The 16,545-nt window shown below is 44.6% G+C and carries 16 protein-coding genes and 1 pseudogene; 10 read left to right on the top strand and 7 right to left on the bottom strand.

The window, feature by feature from the left end; all coding sequences use genetic code 11:
- Positions 1 to 13: 13 nt before the first annotated feature.
- Both D0A34_21960 and D0A34_21955 read right to left on the bottom strand, forming a co-directional pair.
- A complete protein-coding gene (locus tag D0A34_21960) occupies positions 14 to 1,801 on the bottom strand; it encodes a cellulose-binding protein (protein UNU21150.1) in 1,788 nt (595 codons plus the stop codon).
- 171 nt (positions 1,802 to 1,972) lie between these two features.
- Complete coding sequence (locus tag D0A34_21955) at positions 1,973 to 2,476, bottom strand: DNA-binding response regulator (protein UNU21149.1); 504 nt, start codon at positions 2,474 to 2,476, stop codon at positions 1,973 to 1,975.
- A 227-nt stretch (positions 2,477 to 2,703) separates the two neighbouring features.
- On the opposite strand from D0A34_21955, the gene D0A34_21950 reads away from it, so the two are divergent.
- Positions 2,704 to 2,916, top strand: a complete 213-nt coding sequence (locus D0A34_21950) for a hypothetical protein (GenBank protein ID UNU21148.1) — start codon at positions 2,704 to 2,706, stop codon at positions 2,914 to 2,916.
- Positions 2,917 to 3,032: 116 nt separating this feature from the next.
- Positions 3,033 to 5,426, top strand: coding sequence for a dynamin family protein (locus tag D0A34_21945; protein UNU21147.1), 2,394 nt, complete (start codon positions 3,033 to 3,035; stop codon positions 5,424 to 5,426).
- Between the two features lie 93 nt (positions 5,427 to 5,519).
- Here D0A34_21945 and D0A34_21940 read toward each other — a convergent pair.
- Positions 5,520 to 5,728 (bottom strand): annotated as a pseudogene (locus D0A34_21940) (DUF4926 domain-containing protein).
- Between the two features lie 198 nt (positions 5,729 to 5,926).
- A complete protein-coding gene (gene argB, locus D0A34_21935) occupies positions 5,927 to 6,838 on the bottom strand; it encodes an acetylglutamate kinase (protein UNU21146.1) in 912 nt (303 codons plus the stop codon).
- A gap of 246 nt (positions 6,839 to 7,084) precedes the next feature.
- Here argB and D0A34_21930 point away from each other — a divergent pair, with 246 nt between their 5' ends.
- Positions 7,085 to 7,876: an HAD family hydrolase gene (locus D0A34_21930; GenBank protein ID UNU21145.1), complete on the top strand. Its 792-nt coding sequence runs from the start codon at positions 7,085 to 7,087 to the stop codon at positions 7,874 to 7,876.
- 70 nt (positions 7,877 to 7,946) lie between these two features.
- Here the strand turns inward: D0A34_21930 and mreD are convergent, their stop codons facing one another.
- The 3 genes from mreD to D0A34_21915 form a co-directional block, all read right to left on the bottom strand.
- Entirely contained in the window at positions 7,947 to 8,495 is a 549-nt protein-coding gene (gene mreD / locus D0A34_21925) for a rod shape-determining protein MreD (GenBank protein UNU22410.1), read from the bottom strand.
- Positions 8,496 to 8,509: 14 nt separating this feature from the next.
- The gene (gene mreC, locus D0A34_21920; protein ID UNU21144.1) at positions 8,510 to 9,316 is read right to left on the bottom strand and encodes a rod shape-determining protein MreC; all 807 of its coding nucleotides are present in this window, start codon (positions 9,314 to 9,316) and stop codon (positions 8,510 to 8,512) included.
- Positions 9,317 to 9,403: 87 nt separating this feature from the next.
- Complete coding sequence (locus tag D0A34_21915) at positions 9,404 to 10,411, bottom strand: rod shape-determining protein (protein UNU21143.1); 1,008 nt, start codon at positions 10,409 to 10,411, stop codon at positions 9,404 to 9,406.
- Positions 10,412 to 10,741: 330 nt separating this feature from the next.
- Here D0A34_21915 and D0A34_21910 point away from each other — a divergent pair, with 330 nt between their 5' ends.
- From D0A34_21910 to D0A34_21880, 7 genes are all read left to right on the top strand, one after another.
- The gene (locus D0A34_21910) at positions 10,742 to 11,101 is read left to right on the top strand and encodes a single-stranded DNA-binding protein (GenBank protein ID UNU21142.1); all 360 of its coding nucleotides are present in this window, start codon (positions 10,742 to 10,744) and stop codon (positions 11,099 to 11,101) included.
- Positions 11,102 to 11,148: 47 nt separating this feature from the next.
- On the top strand, positions 11,149 to 11,670 hold the full coding sequence (locus tag D0A34_21905) for a tetratricopeptide repeat protein (protein UNU22409.1): 522 nt from the start codon (positions 11,149 to 11,151) through the stop codon (positions 11,668 to 11,670).
- Positions 11,671 to 11,747: 77 nt separating this feature from the next.
- Positions 11,748 to 12,353 (top strand): hypothetical protein, encoded by a 606-nt coding sequence (locus D0A34_21900; protein UNU21141.1) that lies wholly within the window; start codon positions 11,748 to 11,750, stop codon positions 12,351 to 12,353.
- Between the two features lie 137 nt (positions 12,354 to 12,490).
- A complete protein-coding gene (locus tag D0A34_21895) occupies positions 12,491 to 13,795 on the top strand; it encodes a TldD/PmbA family protein (protein UNU21140.1) in 1,305 nt (434 codons plus the stop codon).
- Positions 13,796 to 14,037: 242 nt separating this feature from the next.
- Positions 14,038 to 14,862 (top strand): DUF3153 domain-containing protein, encoded by an 825-nt coding sequence (locus D0A34_21890; GenBank protein UNU22408.1) that lies wholly within the window; start codon positions 14,038 to 14,040, stop codon positions 14,860 to 14,862.
- A gap of 302 nt (positions 14,863 to 15,164) precedes the next feature.
- Entirely contained in the window at positions 15,165 to 15,554 is a 390-nt protein-coding gene (locus D0A34_21885; protein UNU21139.1) for a LapA family protein, read from the top strand.
- A gap of 66 nt (positions 15,555 to 15,620) precedes the next feature.
- On the top strand, positions 15,621 to 16,436 hold the full coding sequence (locus D0A34_21880) for a segregation/condensation protein A (protein ID UNU21138.1): 816 nt from the start codon (positions 15,621 to 15,623) through the stop codon (positions 16,434 to 16,436).
- The last annotated feature ends 109 nt before the right edge of the window (positions 16,437 to 16,545 follow it).

Genomic DNA, 16,545 nt, shown 5'->3' with positions numbered 1-16,545 from the left:
ACCCAATTCCTCATCATCCCTCAAGAGCACACCCATCCCACCAGCAAGGATTCTTATCAATAAAATCCATCAAAGCATCATACTTAGGCGAACCCTTTTGTGCCACATACTCCAAAGCCCCCCAACTTCCCCACTTAGTAAATGAACTCACATCCACAAAGTGCAGGAAAAGAGTGCCTCCAGCTTGTTTCCAACTATTCAGTAATTGAGTGTACATATCATACATTTCTGGACGCCTATTTAATTCCATAAAAAACTTGGTCAGTTTTTCGTTATCCTGAACTCCTTCAATACCTACAATATGTTGACCCCCCTCGTAAACAAATAACTTGAGACCTTTTTTTTGAGCCACCTCTAAGAAATACTTAAAGTCCTTCTCCACATCGGGCAAACTATCATTGGCTCCCGGGATTAACCCGCCCTCTCTTAATTGCTTAAAAGCTTTGCCAAACCCGCCATCTGCGTCATTCAACCAAGATTCTACTGCGCTGACACTTTCTTTCCCGCCCAAGTTGCCACTAAAATATCCCGCTATAGCATAGGCATCTATGCCGTGTTGATAACAAGGTTTATTGCCCTCAGCTACCCAATAGGGACAATCTAAAGCATAATTTCCTAACTCTCTCCAAGCTCTTTGAGTTCCTAACACGCAGACAACTCGATTCTTTTGATCCCCAAAGACGCCTTTCCAGATATCGCACATTTGAGCAGTACGCATTCCGTGCCATTGCATAAAAGCATCGCCTTTATCTCCCCACCTCGCTTTACCTTGTTTCAAAGCATAATGCGACTGTGGAAATGACCAATTCCAAACCTCATTAGAATACTCTACATTAACTTTCAGCTTGGGATCTAAAGTATCTTTGACAATTTTAGCAAAGTTAGTCATATATTCATCTGTAGCCTGATGTGGGATATTAAACCAGGGCTCTGCTTGGACTTTGTTAGATAAATTCACCATAACTTCTATGGGAACATTTCCTCGGTAAGAATAGGATACACTCTCTGGTTTAGGTCGGTTTGACCAGTCTTTTTGTTCTGAACCATTTGTCCCCATCCAGTCCATAAAACGCAAGACTCTAAATTTTTTAATCTTGTCTATAAACAGCGGATTAAATATTTCACCACTTTGATAAAGCTGTTCATCTTGGGAGTGAACAACTTTAATGTTGCGGATATAGTTCCCTGTTTTCTTGGGATCGGTAGCAGTAATTATAATCATTATGCCTCCGCCTTGTGTGGCATCCACATTAATGATATCCCTCCCGGGTTTCGACGCAGCCTCATCTTTTTTGGCATCAAAGGTATATTCGATCGCACCTTCACCCTCATAACTAACAATATATTGCCCTGAAGGATAGCGATTGGGGATTTCCCTAAGTAATAGGGTACTTACCCTAGTATATTTAGGAGCATCTTCGGGCGAGGGGAGAGACTTCACCCACCCATTTTCATCAAGATTTAAAAGATTATACTCATCTGTATCCCATTCACCTTTACAGTTTGGTTGTCCGCTGACGCATTGAGTTATCCATCTTCTAGAAGATTTGAAAGCATCTAAAAAGGGTAATTGTGTGGAGTAGTCAGCAATACCATTAAGCCCAACTCCTAAAGAAGAGCGAGAATTGGATGTATTTTGTACATCTGCACGCACAGCTACTTTGTTATCTACTTGCCGTGCTGCTGTGGGAGCAATATTAGTTGTTAAAGCCCAACATCCGGGAATGAAAATGACAAAAATTAATAAACCCAGCACAAAGCCCAGAGCTTTGTTGTGCGATCTGATACTTAATCGAGACATAAATTTGACTAATTTGATTGTTTTAGGTAAAATCGAAGCGGGTGAGGCAGTTTTAATTTTGATATTTTATCAAAAAGTTCCTTCTCAAACTATCAGCTATAAGATTATTAACATTTTTGCCTCTCAGTGGAGGGGCGAGATCCCTTTCTGTCCCCAAGTGCGATCGCCCCTCTAACCGTCTTTATCCAAGTCTTCTGTTTTCGGAGCTTCTGAAGTTGAGGGGAATTCTAGTCGAAGGTTAATATCAATTGATATTGTATTTTTCTCAATCACACCTATACCAACTATTTTTACTAATGCTTCTGTAGGTACAGAATTATTTATTTTAAATTCAGGAGCAGACTGAGTTTTATATCCGGCTTCCTGTAGCCGATCGCAAATATTGCGCCAATTTCCTACAGGTTCGTTAGGTACATCTGCGAGTTTTTTAACATATTGGTATAAAGTTTTACATAAATAAACCTCTGCACTTTTGGAACTCTGAAACAGTTGGCGGGCGATTTCGGCGGGACTGCAACCGGAAAGCAATCCTCGCAGGTAAAGTTTTTCTGTTTCTGTTAGTCCCCTTCGTGATCGGGGAGAGATTTGCCGTTTAGCTTCTGCAAAAGCTTGGTACAGTCTTTCTAAGTCCCAGTGTTTGGCTGCTTCGGCAAATAAGTCTTCTTTCGATGCCATTTTTGGGTGTGTTGAGATGTGGCTAACGATAGCATAACGGAAGTTGATAGCGTTTGTTAGTTGTTTGCTAACAATAGGTAGTCTAGGATTAAATTACCGACTCATTGTCTAAGTGCAAATACTTAGAAAAGCGGGAAAGTGCGATCGCGAGCTTTCAAATTTTGCCTGTTTAGTTAACTTTCGTTAGTCAAAGAGTTAGTTTTTGTCCGTTTCACTGAGGTATTCCAATGGCTAAAGGTGATGAAATAGCGAAAGCTGCGGGTTCCGCTGTTGTGGGTGGTGTTGCGGGTGCTGGTGTGGTAGCTGCTTCTGGTTTGACGGCAGTTGGTGCCGTTGGCGGAGGTGCTGGTATTGGTGCTGCTGCTGGGCCCGTTGGTGTAGCCGTAGGTGCCTTGGCAGGTTTGGCATTTTACGGGATCAGCAAGGCTTTTTCTGATTAGAGCTTGACTCACACCAGGGACTTAAGTCCCTGGCTAATAACTAAAGTCGGTTACAACCGACTGAAATGGTCAGGCAATTATCTTTGTGTAATTTTTTTCTTCAGCATTATTAATTTATGTCTTCTCAAGAATTCCAAGCAGCCTACAACAGCATCTACGACACAGGCGATCGGCTCTTACAATATCTTAAAGAATTCCGAGAGGGACTCGCCACTCAGGGAAATGAAAGTCAAGGGCTACAAAGCATTGAAAATGAAATCAACAAAGCTTTAAAGGGTTTGCAAGATCAGAAGTATCAAGTAGCCGTCATAGCAGCAATGAAAGCAGGGAAAAGCACCTTCTTGAATTCTGTCATCGGTGCTGACATTCTGGCGAGTGAAACGGCAGCCTGTACCATCTGCCGTACAGATGTTCGACACATTAAACCGGGCGAAAATCCCCGACTTTTAGAGTATCGAGAAGGACAAAGAAAACCAGTCATTCTTGTTGAGGGTAACGCGGGCGAAATTCAGCAAACATTCCTGCTGCGTACCCGTGAAATTCGAGAAAAAAGCAATCCTGACAACACTATACGCTTTGAGATAGAGCATCCAATTGAAGCAATTAGCAAATTATCTTCTCTAACAGGTTTTACCCTCGTTGATACTCCCGGCCCTAATGAGTGGGATTCGGCAAATTTTAACACAAATGCACTGAAGCAGACAGCACTAGAAGCACTGCGAACCTGCAATGCCATTCTGTTTATTTTAAACTACGCTTCCTACAAAGATAATGCGGTTTCCGATTTGTTTAAGGATGTTGTCGAAAATCGCAAGGACTTCATAGCTGAGAACACGGGTAAAATTTATTTTATCCTGAATAAAATTGACCAGAAGACAGAGAGAGACAGAGAAATTGCTGAGGTCATCAAAGATTTGCAACTAGAGTTAGCTAACTTTGGTTTTCGCAATCCAGTTATCTACCCTGCTAGTTCAAGACAAGGGCTTTTAGCAAAGCTGATTCAGCAAGAAAAGGCTACAAAAGACCAAACTAAAGACTTCAAAAAATTCTTTAGCGCCCAGTATGCTACTGAAGATGAGGAAGGAGAGCAGACTATTCCTGCACCTCGAAAAATTGCGCCGCAAGCACTAGCAGATAGCGGTATCCCGACCATTCAAGAAACCGTCATTCAAAGAATTACTCAAAATTCCGGCTGGAATCTATTGAGTGAGGTTGTGGCAGAACTTGATAAAGCTGCTAAGGCAATTGAGGATACTCAGAATACAGAGATTAGGGGTTGGGAAATGGGTATTGAAGCCCTAAGAGAAAAAGTAGAAGACTACAGAAGACGTTCTGAGAATGCGAGGGCTAACATTGAATCTGTAAAGAAAGCTGTAGAGCAACAGAAGCAAATACTAATTTCAGGATTTAGTCAAGGCATTAACACATTTGCTGATGAGGCTAAAGCTCAGATAGCCAGTGAGATAGATAAAATTGCAGAGTCTCGTTCCGCCAACTCTCCAAAGCCAAAAAAAACTCAACTTACTCCCCAGCAAAGACCAAACATTGATGAAAAAATCCGTTTCGTGGGACAAATAGTGGGAGAAATTGGAGAAGCGGTATTAGGATTTATCCCTGTTTTTGGTAAGGGATTAGGTAAAGCATTCAAATTTAGCACATCTCTATGGGATAAACTGAGTGAAACTGTTCCTGACACTTTCAATGGTTTTCTCTCTGACCAAGATGATAAACCTGAAAAGTTCGATCCATACATTATCCGTTGTCAGACTCAGACTGAAGCTCAAAAAATCCTAAAAACTATTAATGAGGTTTGTGCGCCAAGTATTGAAAGTTGGTGGATAGATACTCAAGATCAGCTAGTTCGAGAGGGTACTAGCATCAGAGAGCAGTTAGCCGCGACGATTCAAGAAGATATTCAAAAAATATCTGATGAGTTGTCTAATTATTTGGGTGATGCTTTACAGGTTAGACTGAATATTAACCCCATTCAGTTTCCGAGCTTTGATTTTCCCGGCATTGATGCAGGGATTCAACGTCAAGTAGAGGTATTTACCAGGACTCAAAAGATAACTGAGGTTCAAAAGGAAAGCAGAAAAAAGAAATCAAATAGTTTATGTAAGGGCGATCACACTTACACGGTAGACGTTCCTATTGAAAAAACAATAGAAGTTCAAGACCAGCTTACTATTTATCAAGTTAACTTGCGCCAAACTGTAGAGCAAATAAAACAAAAAATTGATGACAATGTTTCGGGAAGCCAAGTGCTCCTAGTGCGGGTGATTGAGCAACAAGTTGATACTGACTTCCGAAGTGCAGAACGGCAAATCAATGATTACATCAACAGGTTTCAAAATGACTTCGATCGCGTTTTGAAGGAACGGGAAACGAAAGAAGCTGAAGCGCCGGAAATTCTAGCTCGTCTTGAGTATCAAAAAGCCAAGCTTATTGAGTACCTCAGTCAATTAAGTTCTATTCGTCAATCTCTCGATAGTTGGAAGCCAGTTAAGTAAACTTAGAGAAAGTACGATCGCCCTTTTTTCCCAAAGTGCGATCGCCCTTATCGAACTTCTATTTCCCTCACATTTCTAAGCAACTGCGAGGTGCTACTGCAGAACTAAAATCTCCTCGGCTTTCAAAATAGCCATAGCATATCCAATCCCTTGACTATCAGCCAACTCCACTAAATACTGACATTTTTCCCCCTATCATACACTTTAACAAGAGTGCCCACAAGTTCGGCTGGTAAACTAGGAATAGAGGCGTGTTCCGATTCCAATAGCGTTAATCGCCTATTGGAAACACGCTTGAGAATAGCAACAAAATCCCCAAGTTTAAGGTTTTTATGATAGCTTAAAAAAAGCTAAAATCAAAGGAGGCTTAGAATTAGTTGAAGTAATTTCCCAGAAGTACCCTCTAAAGGTTTTTAGGGGCAGGTTTAGTTAGGATATACGCGATCGCAGCGAGTTTACCCCTTTCACGCACCCGCCCTCCCCACGCTAGGATTTACACCTTACTTAGGCTTTAAGTTCGCGCTGCTAAACTCAGAAGCCACAATCATCGATCCAATCCCCGCATCCGTAAATATTTCTTGCAGCAAAGCATGAGGAATTCTACCATCAATAATGTGAGCACCATTCACACCCTGGGCCAAACTCCGCACACAACAATTAACTTTCGGAATCATCCCCCCAGACACAACTCCCGACTCAACCAACTGTCTCGCTTCCTGAATATCTAACTTAGCAATCAGACTCTCTGGGTTGTGATAATCCTCCAAAATTCCCGCCGTATCAGTCATCAAAATCAACTTTTCCGCTCCCAAACCAGCCGCAATTTCTCCAGCTACCGTGTCAGCATTAATGTTGTAAGATTGGCCGTTTTCATCCGCCGCCACGCTCGACACCACCGGAATATAACCGCTGTTTACCAAGGACTCCAAAATATTTATTTTCACGCCGCTGACTTCACCTACAAACCCAATTCCTTCCCTACCGTCCGGACGAGCTTGAATGAGATTGGCATCCTTGCCGCACAGTCCCACGGCTTTGCCACCAGCTTGGTTGATTAACGAAACAATTTCCTTATTTACTTTACCCACCAAAACCATTTCCACAACTTCCATTGTTGCCGCATCAGTCACCCGCAAACCATCCTTAAATTGCGGCTCAATTCCTAATTTTTCCAGCCAAATATTAATTTCCGGGCCGCCGCCGTGAACCACAACCGGACGCATCCCCACGCAAGCTAGCAGCACAATATCCCGAACCACCTTGTCTTTGAGATTGCTATCTTTCATCGCCGCACCGCCATATTTGACGACTATGGTGCGACCGGCAAAGTGTTGAATGTAAGGCAGTGCTTCGGACAGCACCTCTACTCGATTAGTGTCCGAATTCCTAACAAAATCGCTTTGTTTGAGCATGGGTAAATTACAAAAGACTAAAAACTTAATTCTAAACTTTAATGGCTAAAGCACATATTAACAGCCACAAAAATCACTTTTTCCCTTGAATTTATCCACACGCAGCCTCGATCGCCCTTATTGAGCCCAATCCTCAAAAAATTAATAGGTTTTTTTAATAATATGATTTAAAATTATGTATTCTAACTTATAATATTTTTGCTAAAGTCAAGAAATGTATAGCTCCCTTGATTTACTTAACGTTTTATGTTAACTGCTGTCGCCCAAAACTCCGAAAACCTTCAGTACAAGCTACCATCAGAGACTGACTCATCCCCCCGGATGACGGTATTTTGCGATTTAGACGGGCCCATAGTCGATGTGTCCGATCGCTACTATGCCACCTATAAACAAGGATTAGCCGATACTCAAGCAGCTTATCTTGATCGGGGAATCAACCTCAACCTTCAAATACTCAGCAAACAGCAGTTTTGGCAAATGAAACAAAACCGAGTGCCGGATGCTGAAATAGCCAAAAGTTCCGGCTTGTCGGGAGAAGAAATTCACGTTTTTCTCGGATGCGTGAGTCGGATTGTCAATCAGCCAGACTTGTTGCACTTAGATCGCATCCAGCCGGGAGTGCAATGGGCGATCGGACTTCTGCACTCCCGCGGCGTGCGGCTGATTTTAGTCACCCTGCGGCCGAGAAATCAAGCCGTTCAACTGTTACAAAATTACGGTTTAGCCAGACTGTTTACCAGCATTCGCGGAACTCAGATGGCCGATGCTGCCTATCACAACTATACAGCCTTAAAAACTGAATTGTTGGCTGAAGTTGCAGAAGAATTTGAGTCATCGCTGGGTTCGGCTTGGATGATCGGAGATACAGAAGCAGACATCCTCGCAGGAAAAGCATTGGGAATACCTACAATTGCCGTTACCTGCGGGATTCGCAGCCGCTATCAACTCCAAAAGCACCAGCCTAATTTCATTCTCAGCAACTTGATTATTGCCGTTCATCACTTATTAGGTTCCCGACAACAAGTAATAGTAGAATGACTACAGTTAACTGTAATGAGTTAATACTTAACTGTTGACTAATGACCAATCGCTGATGACTAATGGCTGACTAAGGCTTTTCTACATTCCTGGTCATTTCCCACAAACGATTGAGCGGAAAATAAATCACCGGAGCCCAAAGACTGCTAAGAATAGCAGAACACAAAGCCACTCGCTGGTGATAGCTCCAAATTTCCAGTAAAGCCCGATCGCCCATAGTAAAAAATTGCAGCCCCATCACGGTTTCCGCTACCACCGCCATCCCAAACACAATTAGCGCGATCGGGATCGGATCTCTCTCAACAATATCTACCGGAATCGACCAGGTTTTTTGCAAAACCACTGTTAAGACTCCTACAACAACTAGACTGACAGCATGGGTGGGATGAGGAGCCGTCATCGCATCTTGAAGAAACCCTAAAACCAAGCCCATGCTAGCAGCTCCCCAAACTGTACGTTTCCGCTTAATACTCCAAGCTACCAACCAAATTAACAGCCAGTTCGGTCCAATTCCCAGCAATTCCATTCCCGGCATCCGAGTGGGCAATATCAGTATGCACAGCATCACAGATAGAAATGTAACTGCGAAGTTGAGAAATTGGCGCGATCGCGAAGACATCCGAGATAAAGCTTTCATTGCTGCTGTACTCCCTCAGATGGTGCAGAAGATTGGCTCTGCGAATCCTGTGGTTCGGCTTGCTTAGAGTGGGGGTAAACCACCGCCCACTCCAGAGCATTCATCGGTGCAGAGAACTCAACAACAGCTTCTGGAGCCGGAGTTTTATTCATATCCACCGAAACCACTTTTCCGACCGGCAAACCAGGAGGGAACAACTGACTGTAAGAAGAAGTTGAAACCACATCCCCAGGCTTGACATTGGGAACATTCTCAAAAAACTCCATCACAGCCTGATTTCCGCCTTTGCCGCGCATAAAACCCATGTGGCGACTGCGGGTAATTCCCACACCCAATTGACTCGTAGCGTCGCTGACTAACAGCACCAAGCTAGTATTAGGAGTAACGCTGACCACCCTGCCTACTAAACCGCCGGGACCCATCACAGTAAAATCTGTTTTAATGCCATCGTTACTGCCACGCCCCAAGGTTACTTGCTGCCACCAGTGGTCCGCGCTGCGACCGACAATAGGAGCTACAATTCCTTGAGGTTTCTTAGGCGAAACGTAACCTAAAAGCTCTTTTAGCTTCTGATTTTGATTTTCTAATTCTAATAGCTGCGCTTGCAGTTCTTGAGTGCGCGCCGAGATGAGTTCCTCTTGCCCAGAGCCGTTGGCGTGAAACGGACGAGTCACCCAATTGTAAACTTCAAATACTGCCGCACCTTGTGTTTGTCGAACTCCCCAAGCGGCAGTTACAGCTAAACCTAAAAGAGCAATTGGCAGCCGCAGATCCCACCACTTTCGGAATGTATTTTTTAGCATAATTTCACTAATCTAAAATTGTTAAGTCAGGATTTTAGATTTGAGATTGCAGCCGTATTTCTAAATCCACAATCCCAAATTTGTTAACTACATATTACGCGACGACTGCCCGCTGAAAACCCGTTCCAACTGTTTGTTTTCCAATACCCTACCAGTTCCCAAAACCACGCAGCACAGAGGATCTGCTGCCACGTGAGTGACAATTCCTGTTTCGTGACTGATCAGAGTATCTAAACCTTTCATCAGCGCGCCACCACCAGCCAGCATAATTCCCCTGTCAATAATATCTGCTGCTAATTCCGGGGGAGTGCGTTCCAAAGTACGCTTGACAGCTTCCACAATTACTGAAAGCGGTTCCGACATACTTTCACGAATTTCTGGGCCTTTGATAGTAACAGTTCGCGGCAAACCAGACAGTAAGTGCAATCCGCGCACTTCCATCATTACATCGTCATCCTCTGGAGTTGGATATGCAGAACCAACCTGAATTTTAATTTCTTCAGCAGTGCGTTCGCCGATAACCAAATTGTGAACTTTTTTCATGTATTGGACGATCGCCTCATTGAGTTCGTCGCCGGCTACCCGCACAGACTCACTGATCACCGTACCTTGCAAACTCAAAACCGCAACTTCCGTCGTACCTCCGCCGATATCTATAATCATATTGCCAGTGGCCTCAGCAACAGGCAGTCCAGCCCCGATCGCCGCAGCGATGGGTTCATCAATTAACCGTACTTCTCTAGCACCGGCCTGAGTCGCCGCCTCAATGACAGCACGCCTCTCCACTCCGGTGACACCGCTGGGGATGCCAATAATTATCCGCGGCGAAACTAAGCTTCGGCCTTCGTGAACCCTGCGGATAAAAGTCTTGAGCATCAGTTCCGCCGTATCGAAGTCTGCAATTACCCCGTCGCGAAGCGGGCGCAGTGCTATGACATTCCCCGGCGTGCGCCCGAGCATTTTTTTGGCTTCTTCTCCAACAGCCAGCGGTATTTTTAAATCTTGGTCGATCGCCACTACAGAAGGTTCCTGCAGAACAATACCTTTGCCCGATACATAAACGAGCGTGTTAGCAGTACCGAGGTCGATACCCATATCTCTAGATAACGAAAATCGATTGAGAAGACCCACTGATTTGTACCCCCCCCAAAAACTAAAATACTATTGTGTGCAATAATGTTGTTACAAAAGTGTAACCGAGGTGGATTCTATTACGTTTTTCATCCTGAGTCTAGTCAGAAATGTACATTGTCGAGCTCAGGTTGAGCGCAGACTCGCCAATCATCCACTATCAATATGTTCTGCTAACTGGGTGTACAATCAGGATGAAGCCTCACAAGCGTTGTTCCAAGTTCAGTTTGGAGGCTAATGCGCGTGTGGACTGTTTAACTACATCACCGATCGACCACATTCCCAAAAAAGTTTATGAGTCTTAATGTTGTGACTTTAGTAGGCCGCGTCGGCGGCGACCCGGACGTGAAGTATTTTGAGTCGGGTACAGTTAAGTGTAATTTGACGCTGGCAGTGAACCGCAGAACCAAGAACAGCGATCAACCAGACTGGTTCAATCTGGAAATCTGGGGCAAAACAGCGCAGATTGCTGCTGACTACGTTCGCAAAGGCTCTCTAATTGGCGTAACAGGCTCTTTGAAGTTCGATCGCTGGCAAGACCGCAATACGGGTTCAAATCGCTCGAAGCCGGTAATTAAGGTAGACCATTTAGACTTGCTGGGTTCCAAACGCGACAACGAGTCGGGTATGTCGCAACAAAACAGCGAATTCTAGTGTTTGGGGAATTTGGGAAGTAATATTTGTGAATTGGGTGGGTGCTCGTGACTTCAGAAAAGTTAGAAATTGTTCAAACTGAGTACCAAGCTGGGCAAGTAGCTTTTGAGAGTGGCCGGTATGCTGAAGCTGTGCAGAGTTTAGAAACAGCAACCGGTTTAGTCGATCGAAATTCCCGGTTGGGCGGTGAGGTACAGATGTGGCTAGTGACAGCCTACGAAGCCTCTGGCAATACAGAAAGGGCGATCGAGCTTTGCCGCAAGCTCACCCGCCATCCCCGCCAAGAAACCCGCCAACAAGCAAAGCGCTTGCTGTTCATTCTCGAAGCTCCCAAACTCACTATCCCTCCTGAATGGATGGTGAAAATCCCTGATTTGGCAGCTTTAGATGAAAATCAATCAATCAGTTTTCAAGCTAATCCAAACGCTGATATCAAGTACGCTAAACCCAAGCCAGTCGTACCAGAGCCTGTAGATTTGAGTCAGGTTAATACGAAAGATAATAGGTTTATCTGGGTGGCGTTAATTGCGATCGGGCTAATTTTAGGCGCCTTATTTATTAGTTATTAATCATTTTTTCATTCGCACAAACTCTATCTCTAGGGTGCGCCTCCGCGCACCTTACCCCTACTGAGAGAAGTTAAGCAATGCCTTTTAATAACTATAAAAGCATCAGCGCGGTCGCGAAAGAATTCCAAATTAATTGCCTACGGGATAATTTCATTCTCGAAACAGAATTTGCAGTCAGCGAAGTATTTCGGAATGAATTAGAATTGATTTTCAATGACGGAGTATTTGACAACTCGGAAATCGCCATTTGTGAAAATATCATTTATCCTGTATTAAAAGAAGTGTGGAAAAATTATCGCAGTAATTTTCTCCTCTGGAGTCACCAAACCTTAGTCTATAATGAGAATCTGTCAGGAATTCCAGATTATATATTGGCGAAGCGCTCCCCCCTCGGCACAATAGTTTTTGACAAGCCCTATTTCATATTAGTTGAAGCCAAGAAAGAGAGCACATTTGATGAAGGATGGGGGCAGTGCTTAGCAGAAATGATCGCCGTGCAGCGACTTAACAATGAACCCGAACAAACTATCTTTGGTATTGTTTCTAATGGCGCAATGTGGCAGTTTGGCAAGCTGAAATTAGAAATGTTTACTCAAAATAAATTTTTCTATACAATTCAGGACTTAGAGCGACTGTTTGCAGCCGTTAACTATGTTTTTAAACAGTGTGAATTACAATTATAGGAAAAGGAAGAAGTAAGGAACGACACTGATTTTGACACGGATACACGGATTAATTATCGAGCATGAGGCAGGAGTCAGAAGTTGAATAGCGATAATTGCTAAAATAAAAAAAAGACCAAACCACAAAGGCTATTATTGTGAGCGATTCAACCGTAGACCAGATTTTGAAATTGGCCTCTCAGCGCGCCGATGCGGCTGAAGTCTACTACCTGTCGAGTCAAGACACCCCCATCGAATTTGAAAACAATCGTCTCAAATCCCTACAAACCAAAGCACTGCAAGGCGTAGCACTCCGGCTAATTTACAAAGGCAAAATCGGTTTTGCTAGTTCCACAGATTTAACGCGGATAGACGATTTAGTAGATGCAGCGATTCAAACAGCCGAAATCGGCGACCCCGCAGAATTTGAACTCGCCTCCAACTTCCACCTAAAAGGCCCGGAAACCACCTACACTCCGCCCACAACTCAAGAATTAGTCGAAAACGGCAAAAACCTGATTGAGCAAGTTCACGCCTACAATCCCGATATTATGGTAGATGTCGGCTTTCACGTCCGCAGTGGCCGCGTGAAAATTGCCACCACGCAAGACCTGTATGCCGAAAGAAGCAGCCAAATAATCAGCGGCTCGATCGCGGGAAATTTGGTACAGGGAGAAGACTTTATGCAAGCATACAGTTACGACGTTGCGCGCGATCGTCCCCTGGACACCAACAGCATCCTCGAATCACTCCTCGAAAAATACCGCCTCGCCGAACATTCAGCCACCATCACCAGCGGTTCCTACCCAGTATTATTTACCCCCAGAGCCGCCGCTAGCACCCTCGGGGGCCTCTTTGATACCATCCTTTCAGGTCAAGCAGTAGTTCAAAAAGCCTCTCCCCTAGCCGACAAAATCGGCGAAACCTTATTTGACGAACGCTTTACCTTTTTTGAAGACCCCACTTTAGGCCCTTCTGCTTGTCCCTTTGACGACGAAGGTACACCCACCACCCGCAAAGTCTTGATAGACAAAGGTACTGTCACCGGATTTTATTGGGATCGCAGATGGGCCGCTCGCGCCGGTGTACAATCAACCGGCAACGGTTTTCGTGGCGGATTGTCTCGCCCAGGCCCTGATTTGACTAACTTTTGCATTTCCCCCGGAAATACCGCCACTCAAGACTTGATTGCTAGCATGGACGAAGGTCTAATAGTAGAGCAGGTTTTAGGTGCCGGTCAGTCCAATCAGTTAGCTGGCGAATTTTCTGTCAATTTGGACTTAGGCTATAAAGTAGAAAAAGGCAAAATTGTGGGTCGCGTCAAGAATACAATGGTGGCAGGCAGCATTTTTGAAGCATTTAAAAATTTGGCAGATTTGAGTAGCGAAGCCGAATGGGTAGGCGGTGCAGCCTATTTGCCGAGTATGCTGTTTCAACAGTTGGGTGTAGCTTCGAGGCAATAAGTTCAGTGCGGTTAATTCCAGGTGACGCTGATACTGTTGCTCGAAAAATCTTAGCACTCACATCAAAAAAACCCGGTTTCTGCCACCAAGAATCTGTGAAATCGCCCTTCGGTAGCCCCTAAACCGGGTTTTTGGTATGCGGTTCGCAAGTCCAGACGTGGAAATAAAAACACAGAAACAGTGCCGCAAATTCAAAGCTTGGCTAATTCATGCAAATAGGGAAAAACAGGGAAAAAGGTACAATGAAAGAGCAAAATGTCAAGGATGGAACTCGGAAGAAGAAAAAGCACTTTTTCTTTATTTTACCTTTGGTTTTTTGCCTTTTAACTCTAGTGACTGGATGTGTTCAGTACGATGTCGGGGTTAACTTTGAGAGTCAAACTCGTGGCGAAATCGTGCAGCACATTAAACTGGGGGAAAGGTTGACGAGCTTCAGCAGCGAAACTGTTGCAGAATGGTTGAAAAGCGTAGAACGCCGGGTGAGGTTGCTGGACGGAAAAACTAAACGGCTTTCCCCCACAGAAGTTCTAGTGAAGATTCCTTTCAATAATGGAGCCGAGTTGCAAGACAAGTTCAACCAATTTTACAATCCGATCGCACCAACCACAAAATATCGAACCGGAAGTCCCCTAGAAACAGATTTGCCCAAGTTTGAATCTCACCTTAGTGTCAAGCAGAATAATTTGTTATTGGTGCTGCGAAATCGGTTGAGTTTGGAATTGGATTTGCGCTCTCTTTCACTGCTTTCTTCTAATGGCAGTCTGCTGCTGAGTCCGGGGGGACTGTTGGAGCTAGACTTTAGCTTGAACACGCCTTGGGGCGCCGAAAGTATTGAAACAGCCGCCGGTGCGCTGGTTCCCGAAACCTATCAGCAAGGAAAACAGTTAGTTTGGAAGCTCAAACCCGGAGAAGTTAACTATTTGGAGGCGATATTCTGGATTCCCAGTCCCGTAGGAATTGGGGCGCTGATTATTGCCTTATTTGTAGCCGCGGGCATTGCTTTGAAATATAAAATATTGCCAGCACTCTTAATCGGCAAGAAACCGCAAAACATCGGTCAAACCTAAAGAGGATATATCCTAGAGGGGCGGCTTAAGCTCAGGCGCATCTAAGTTTCAATGTCAAAACACATCAACTTTCTTCTGGGGTGGGCGTCCCGCCCGGCCGAAAAATACAATTTAGAGGCCCAAGAGCTTAACCAATATCTTCAATCAACTCTCAGAACTCCAATAAACCCGCCCCTCGCCGGATATTATGGTTAATTGACCCGATTTGATGTTATCAAAAAAAATGATAACATCTGTCAAAAAACAGTTGACAAATGGTCAAGAATTTACTTAACCTGAATTGAGAATTAGGAACAGAGAAAATGCGAGCGCTAAATTTCTTCTTCATCTTTCTGATTTGCTTGGCTCTAGTATTTTTCAGTATCGAAAATACACAGCCAGTCGCGATTCAAGTTATCCAAGGCGTCCAAGTTAAAGCTCCGCTGTGCGTAGAACTAATTGTAGCGACCGGATTAGGGGCAACACTAGCGTGGCTGTTCAGTCTGTGGTCGAGAATGCAGCGAACCCTCGCCTCGCGCCAACAGCTCCGCCAAGTTCGCGAAAAAGAGCAGCGGATTCAGGAATTAGAACAAGATCTCGAACGCTATAAAGCAGAAGTAGAAGCCAAACAACCTTTGTTAGAAAGTGCAGAACCGATAAGTTTAGAAATAGCAGCCATTGAGGGCACAACTGCTGAAATGACCGCCAATTAACTTGATATGCCCTCTCGTTTTCTCAGAGGCAAAATCTAAAATCTAAAATCTAAAATCTAAAATCGAATGGCCGTTTCCCGAGACCAAAATGGCTTAGAAACGATTTCCGAGGGGATCGCAATTTTAATTGACCTAGCGGAACGGGGAGAAATTGATCCTTGGGACGTTAAGGTAATTGAAGTGTTCGATCAATGTCTGAGCAAGCTTACGAACGCCTGCGATGCTGATCAGAGTAAGGATTTCTCCGATTTGTCCCACTCCGGCCAAGCGTTTTTGTACGCTTCAATGCTGGTGTTGCTCAAAGCAGAAAGTATCGTCCTCTCAGAACCCCCCCCGAATCCCGACTCGGCCGATGAGGCGACACTCGAAGACGCAGAGCACTCAGGAGGGCGACACTTGCCACAGCATTTGGAGCGGCAATTGCGCCGTCGCGGTGTAGCTCAACTACCGCAAAAACGCCCGGTGACTCTCCCAGAACTGATTGAGCAGTTGCAGCTAATGAAAGCAGCAATGGAGCAGACTGTTACCCCCCGGCGTCGCCCTACCTCAAAAATGCGATCGCAAGCGGCCCAGGCTATCTTTGAGCTAGCTCACCAAGAAAATCTCGTAGAAACTGCTAGTGAACTCGAACGGTTTCTGGCTCAGCGGGGTCCGGAAATTGACGAAGGTTGGCTGGACTTGGACAAATTGCTAGAGCTCTGGCACCATAACGATTTGCACTCTCCTGTCAACCCAGAACACCCGGTATCGACTGAGGAAGTTCACTTGCCAAATCATGACCGCGTGGGTATTTTTTGGGCGTTGTTGCTGCTATCGGCTCAGTCTAAAGTAGAGTTGCTTCAAGAGGAGTTTTACCAAGACCTCAAAATCCGCGCGCTTTGAGCTTGCAGGGTATTAGGTTCTCGGGGGAAACTAATAACTATGCCACTGCGTCGGTTAAGATTCCAGGTAGAATCTCGCTTTATGGCATTCTGTTGCTGAGTCCCGAATG

This window comes from Microcoleus vaginatus PCC 9802 (genome assembly GCA_022701275.1).
Classification (GTDB): Bacteria; Cyanobacteriota; Cyanobacteriia; order Cyanobacteriales; family Microcoleaceae; genus Microcoleus; species Microcoleus vaginatus_A.
Note: the sequence above shows the minus strand (reverse complement) of the source record. Positions and strands in the feature narration are given on the sequence as shown.

What these genes read in the sequence shown, in the direction of transcription:
- D0A34_21960 (UNU21150.1), bottom strand. Translation starts at nt 1,801, where the DNA reads ATGTCTCGATTAAGTATCAGATCGCACAACAAAGCTCTGGGCTTTGTG.
- D0A34_21955 (UNU21149.1), bottom strand. Translation starts at nt 2,476, where the DNA reads ATGGCATCGAAAGAAGACTTATTTGCCGAAGCAGCCAAACACTGGGAC.
- D0A34_21950 (UNU21148.1), top strand. Translation starts at nt 2,704, where the DNA reads ATGGCTAAAGGTGATGAAATAGCGAAAGCTGCGGGTTCCGCTGTTGTG.
- D0A34_21945 (UNU21147.1), top strand. Translation starts at nt 3,033, where the DNA reads ATGTCTTCTCAAGAATTCCAAGCAGCCTACAACAGCATCTACGACACA.
- argB (UNU21146.1), bottom strand. Translation starts at nt 6,838, where the DNA reads ATGCTCAAACAAAGCGATTTTGTTAGGAATTCGGACACTAATCGAGTA.
- D0A34_21930 (UNU21145.1), top strand. Translation starts at nt 7,085, where the DNA reads ATGTTAACTGCTGTCGCCCAAAACTCCGAAAACCTTCAGTACAAGCTA.
- mreD (UNU22410.1), bottom strand. Translation starts at nt 8,495, where the DNA reads ATGTCTTCGCGATCGCGCCAATTTCTCAACTTCGCAGTTACATTTCTA.
- mreC (UNU21144.1), bottom strand. Translation starts at nt 9,316, where the DNA reads ATGCTAAAAAATACATTCCGAAAGTGGTGGGATCTGCGGCTGCCAATT.
- D0A34_21915 (UNU21143.1), bottom strand. Translation starts at nt 10,411, where the DNA reads ATGGGTATCGACCTCGGTACTGCTAACACGCTCGTTTATGTATCGGGC.
- D0A34_21910 (UNU21142.1), top strand. Translation starts at nt 10,742, where the DNA reads ATGAGTCTTAATGTTGTGACTTTAGTAGGCCGCGTCGGCGGCGACCCG.
- D0A34_21900 (UNU21141.1), top strand. Translation starts at nt 11,748, where the DNA reads ATGCCTTTTAATAACTATAAAAGCATCAGCGCGGTCGCGAAAGAATTC.
- D0A34_21890 (UNU22408.1), top strand. Translation starts at nt 14,038, where the DNA reads ATGAAAGAGCAAAATGTCAAGGATGGAACTCGGAAGAAGAAAAAGCAC.
- D0A34_21885 (UNU21139.1), top strand. Translation starts at nt 15,165, where the DNA reads ATGCGAGCGCTAAATTTCTTCTTCATCTTTCTGATTTGCTTGGCTCTA.
- D0A34_21880 (UNU21138.1), top strand. Translation starts at nt 15,621, where the DNA reads ATGGCCGTTTCCCGAGACCAAAATGGCTTAGAAACGATTTCCGAGGGG.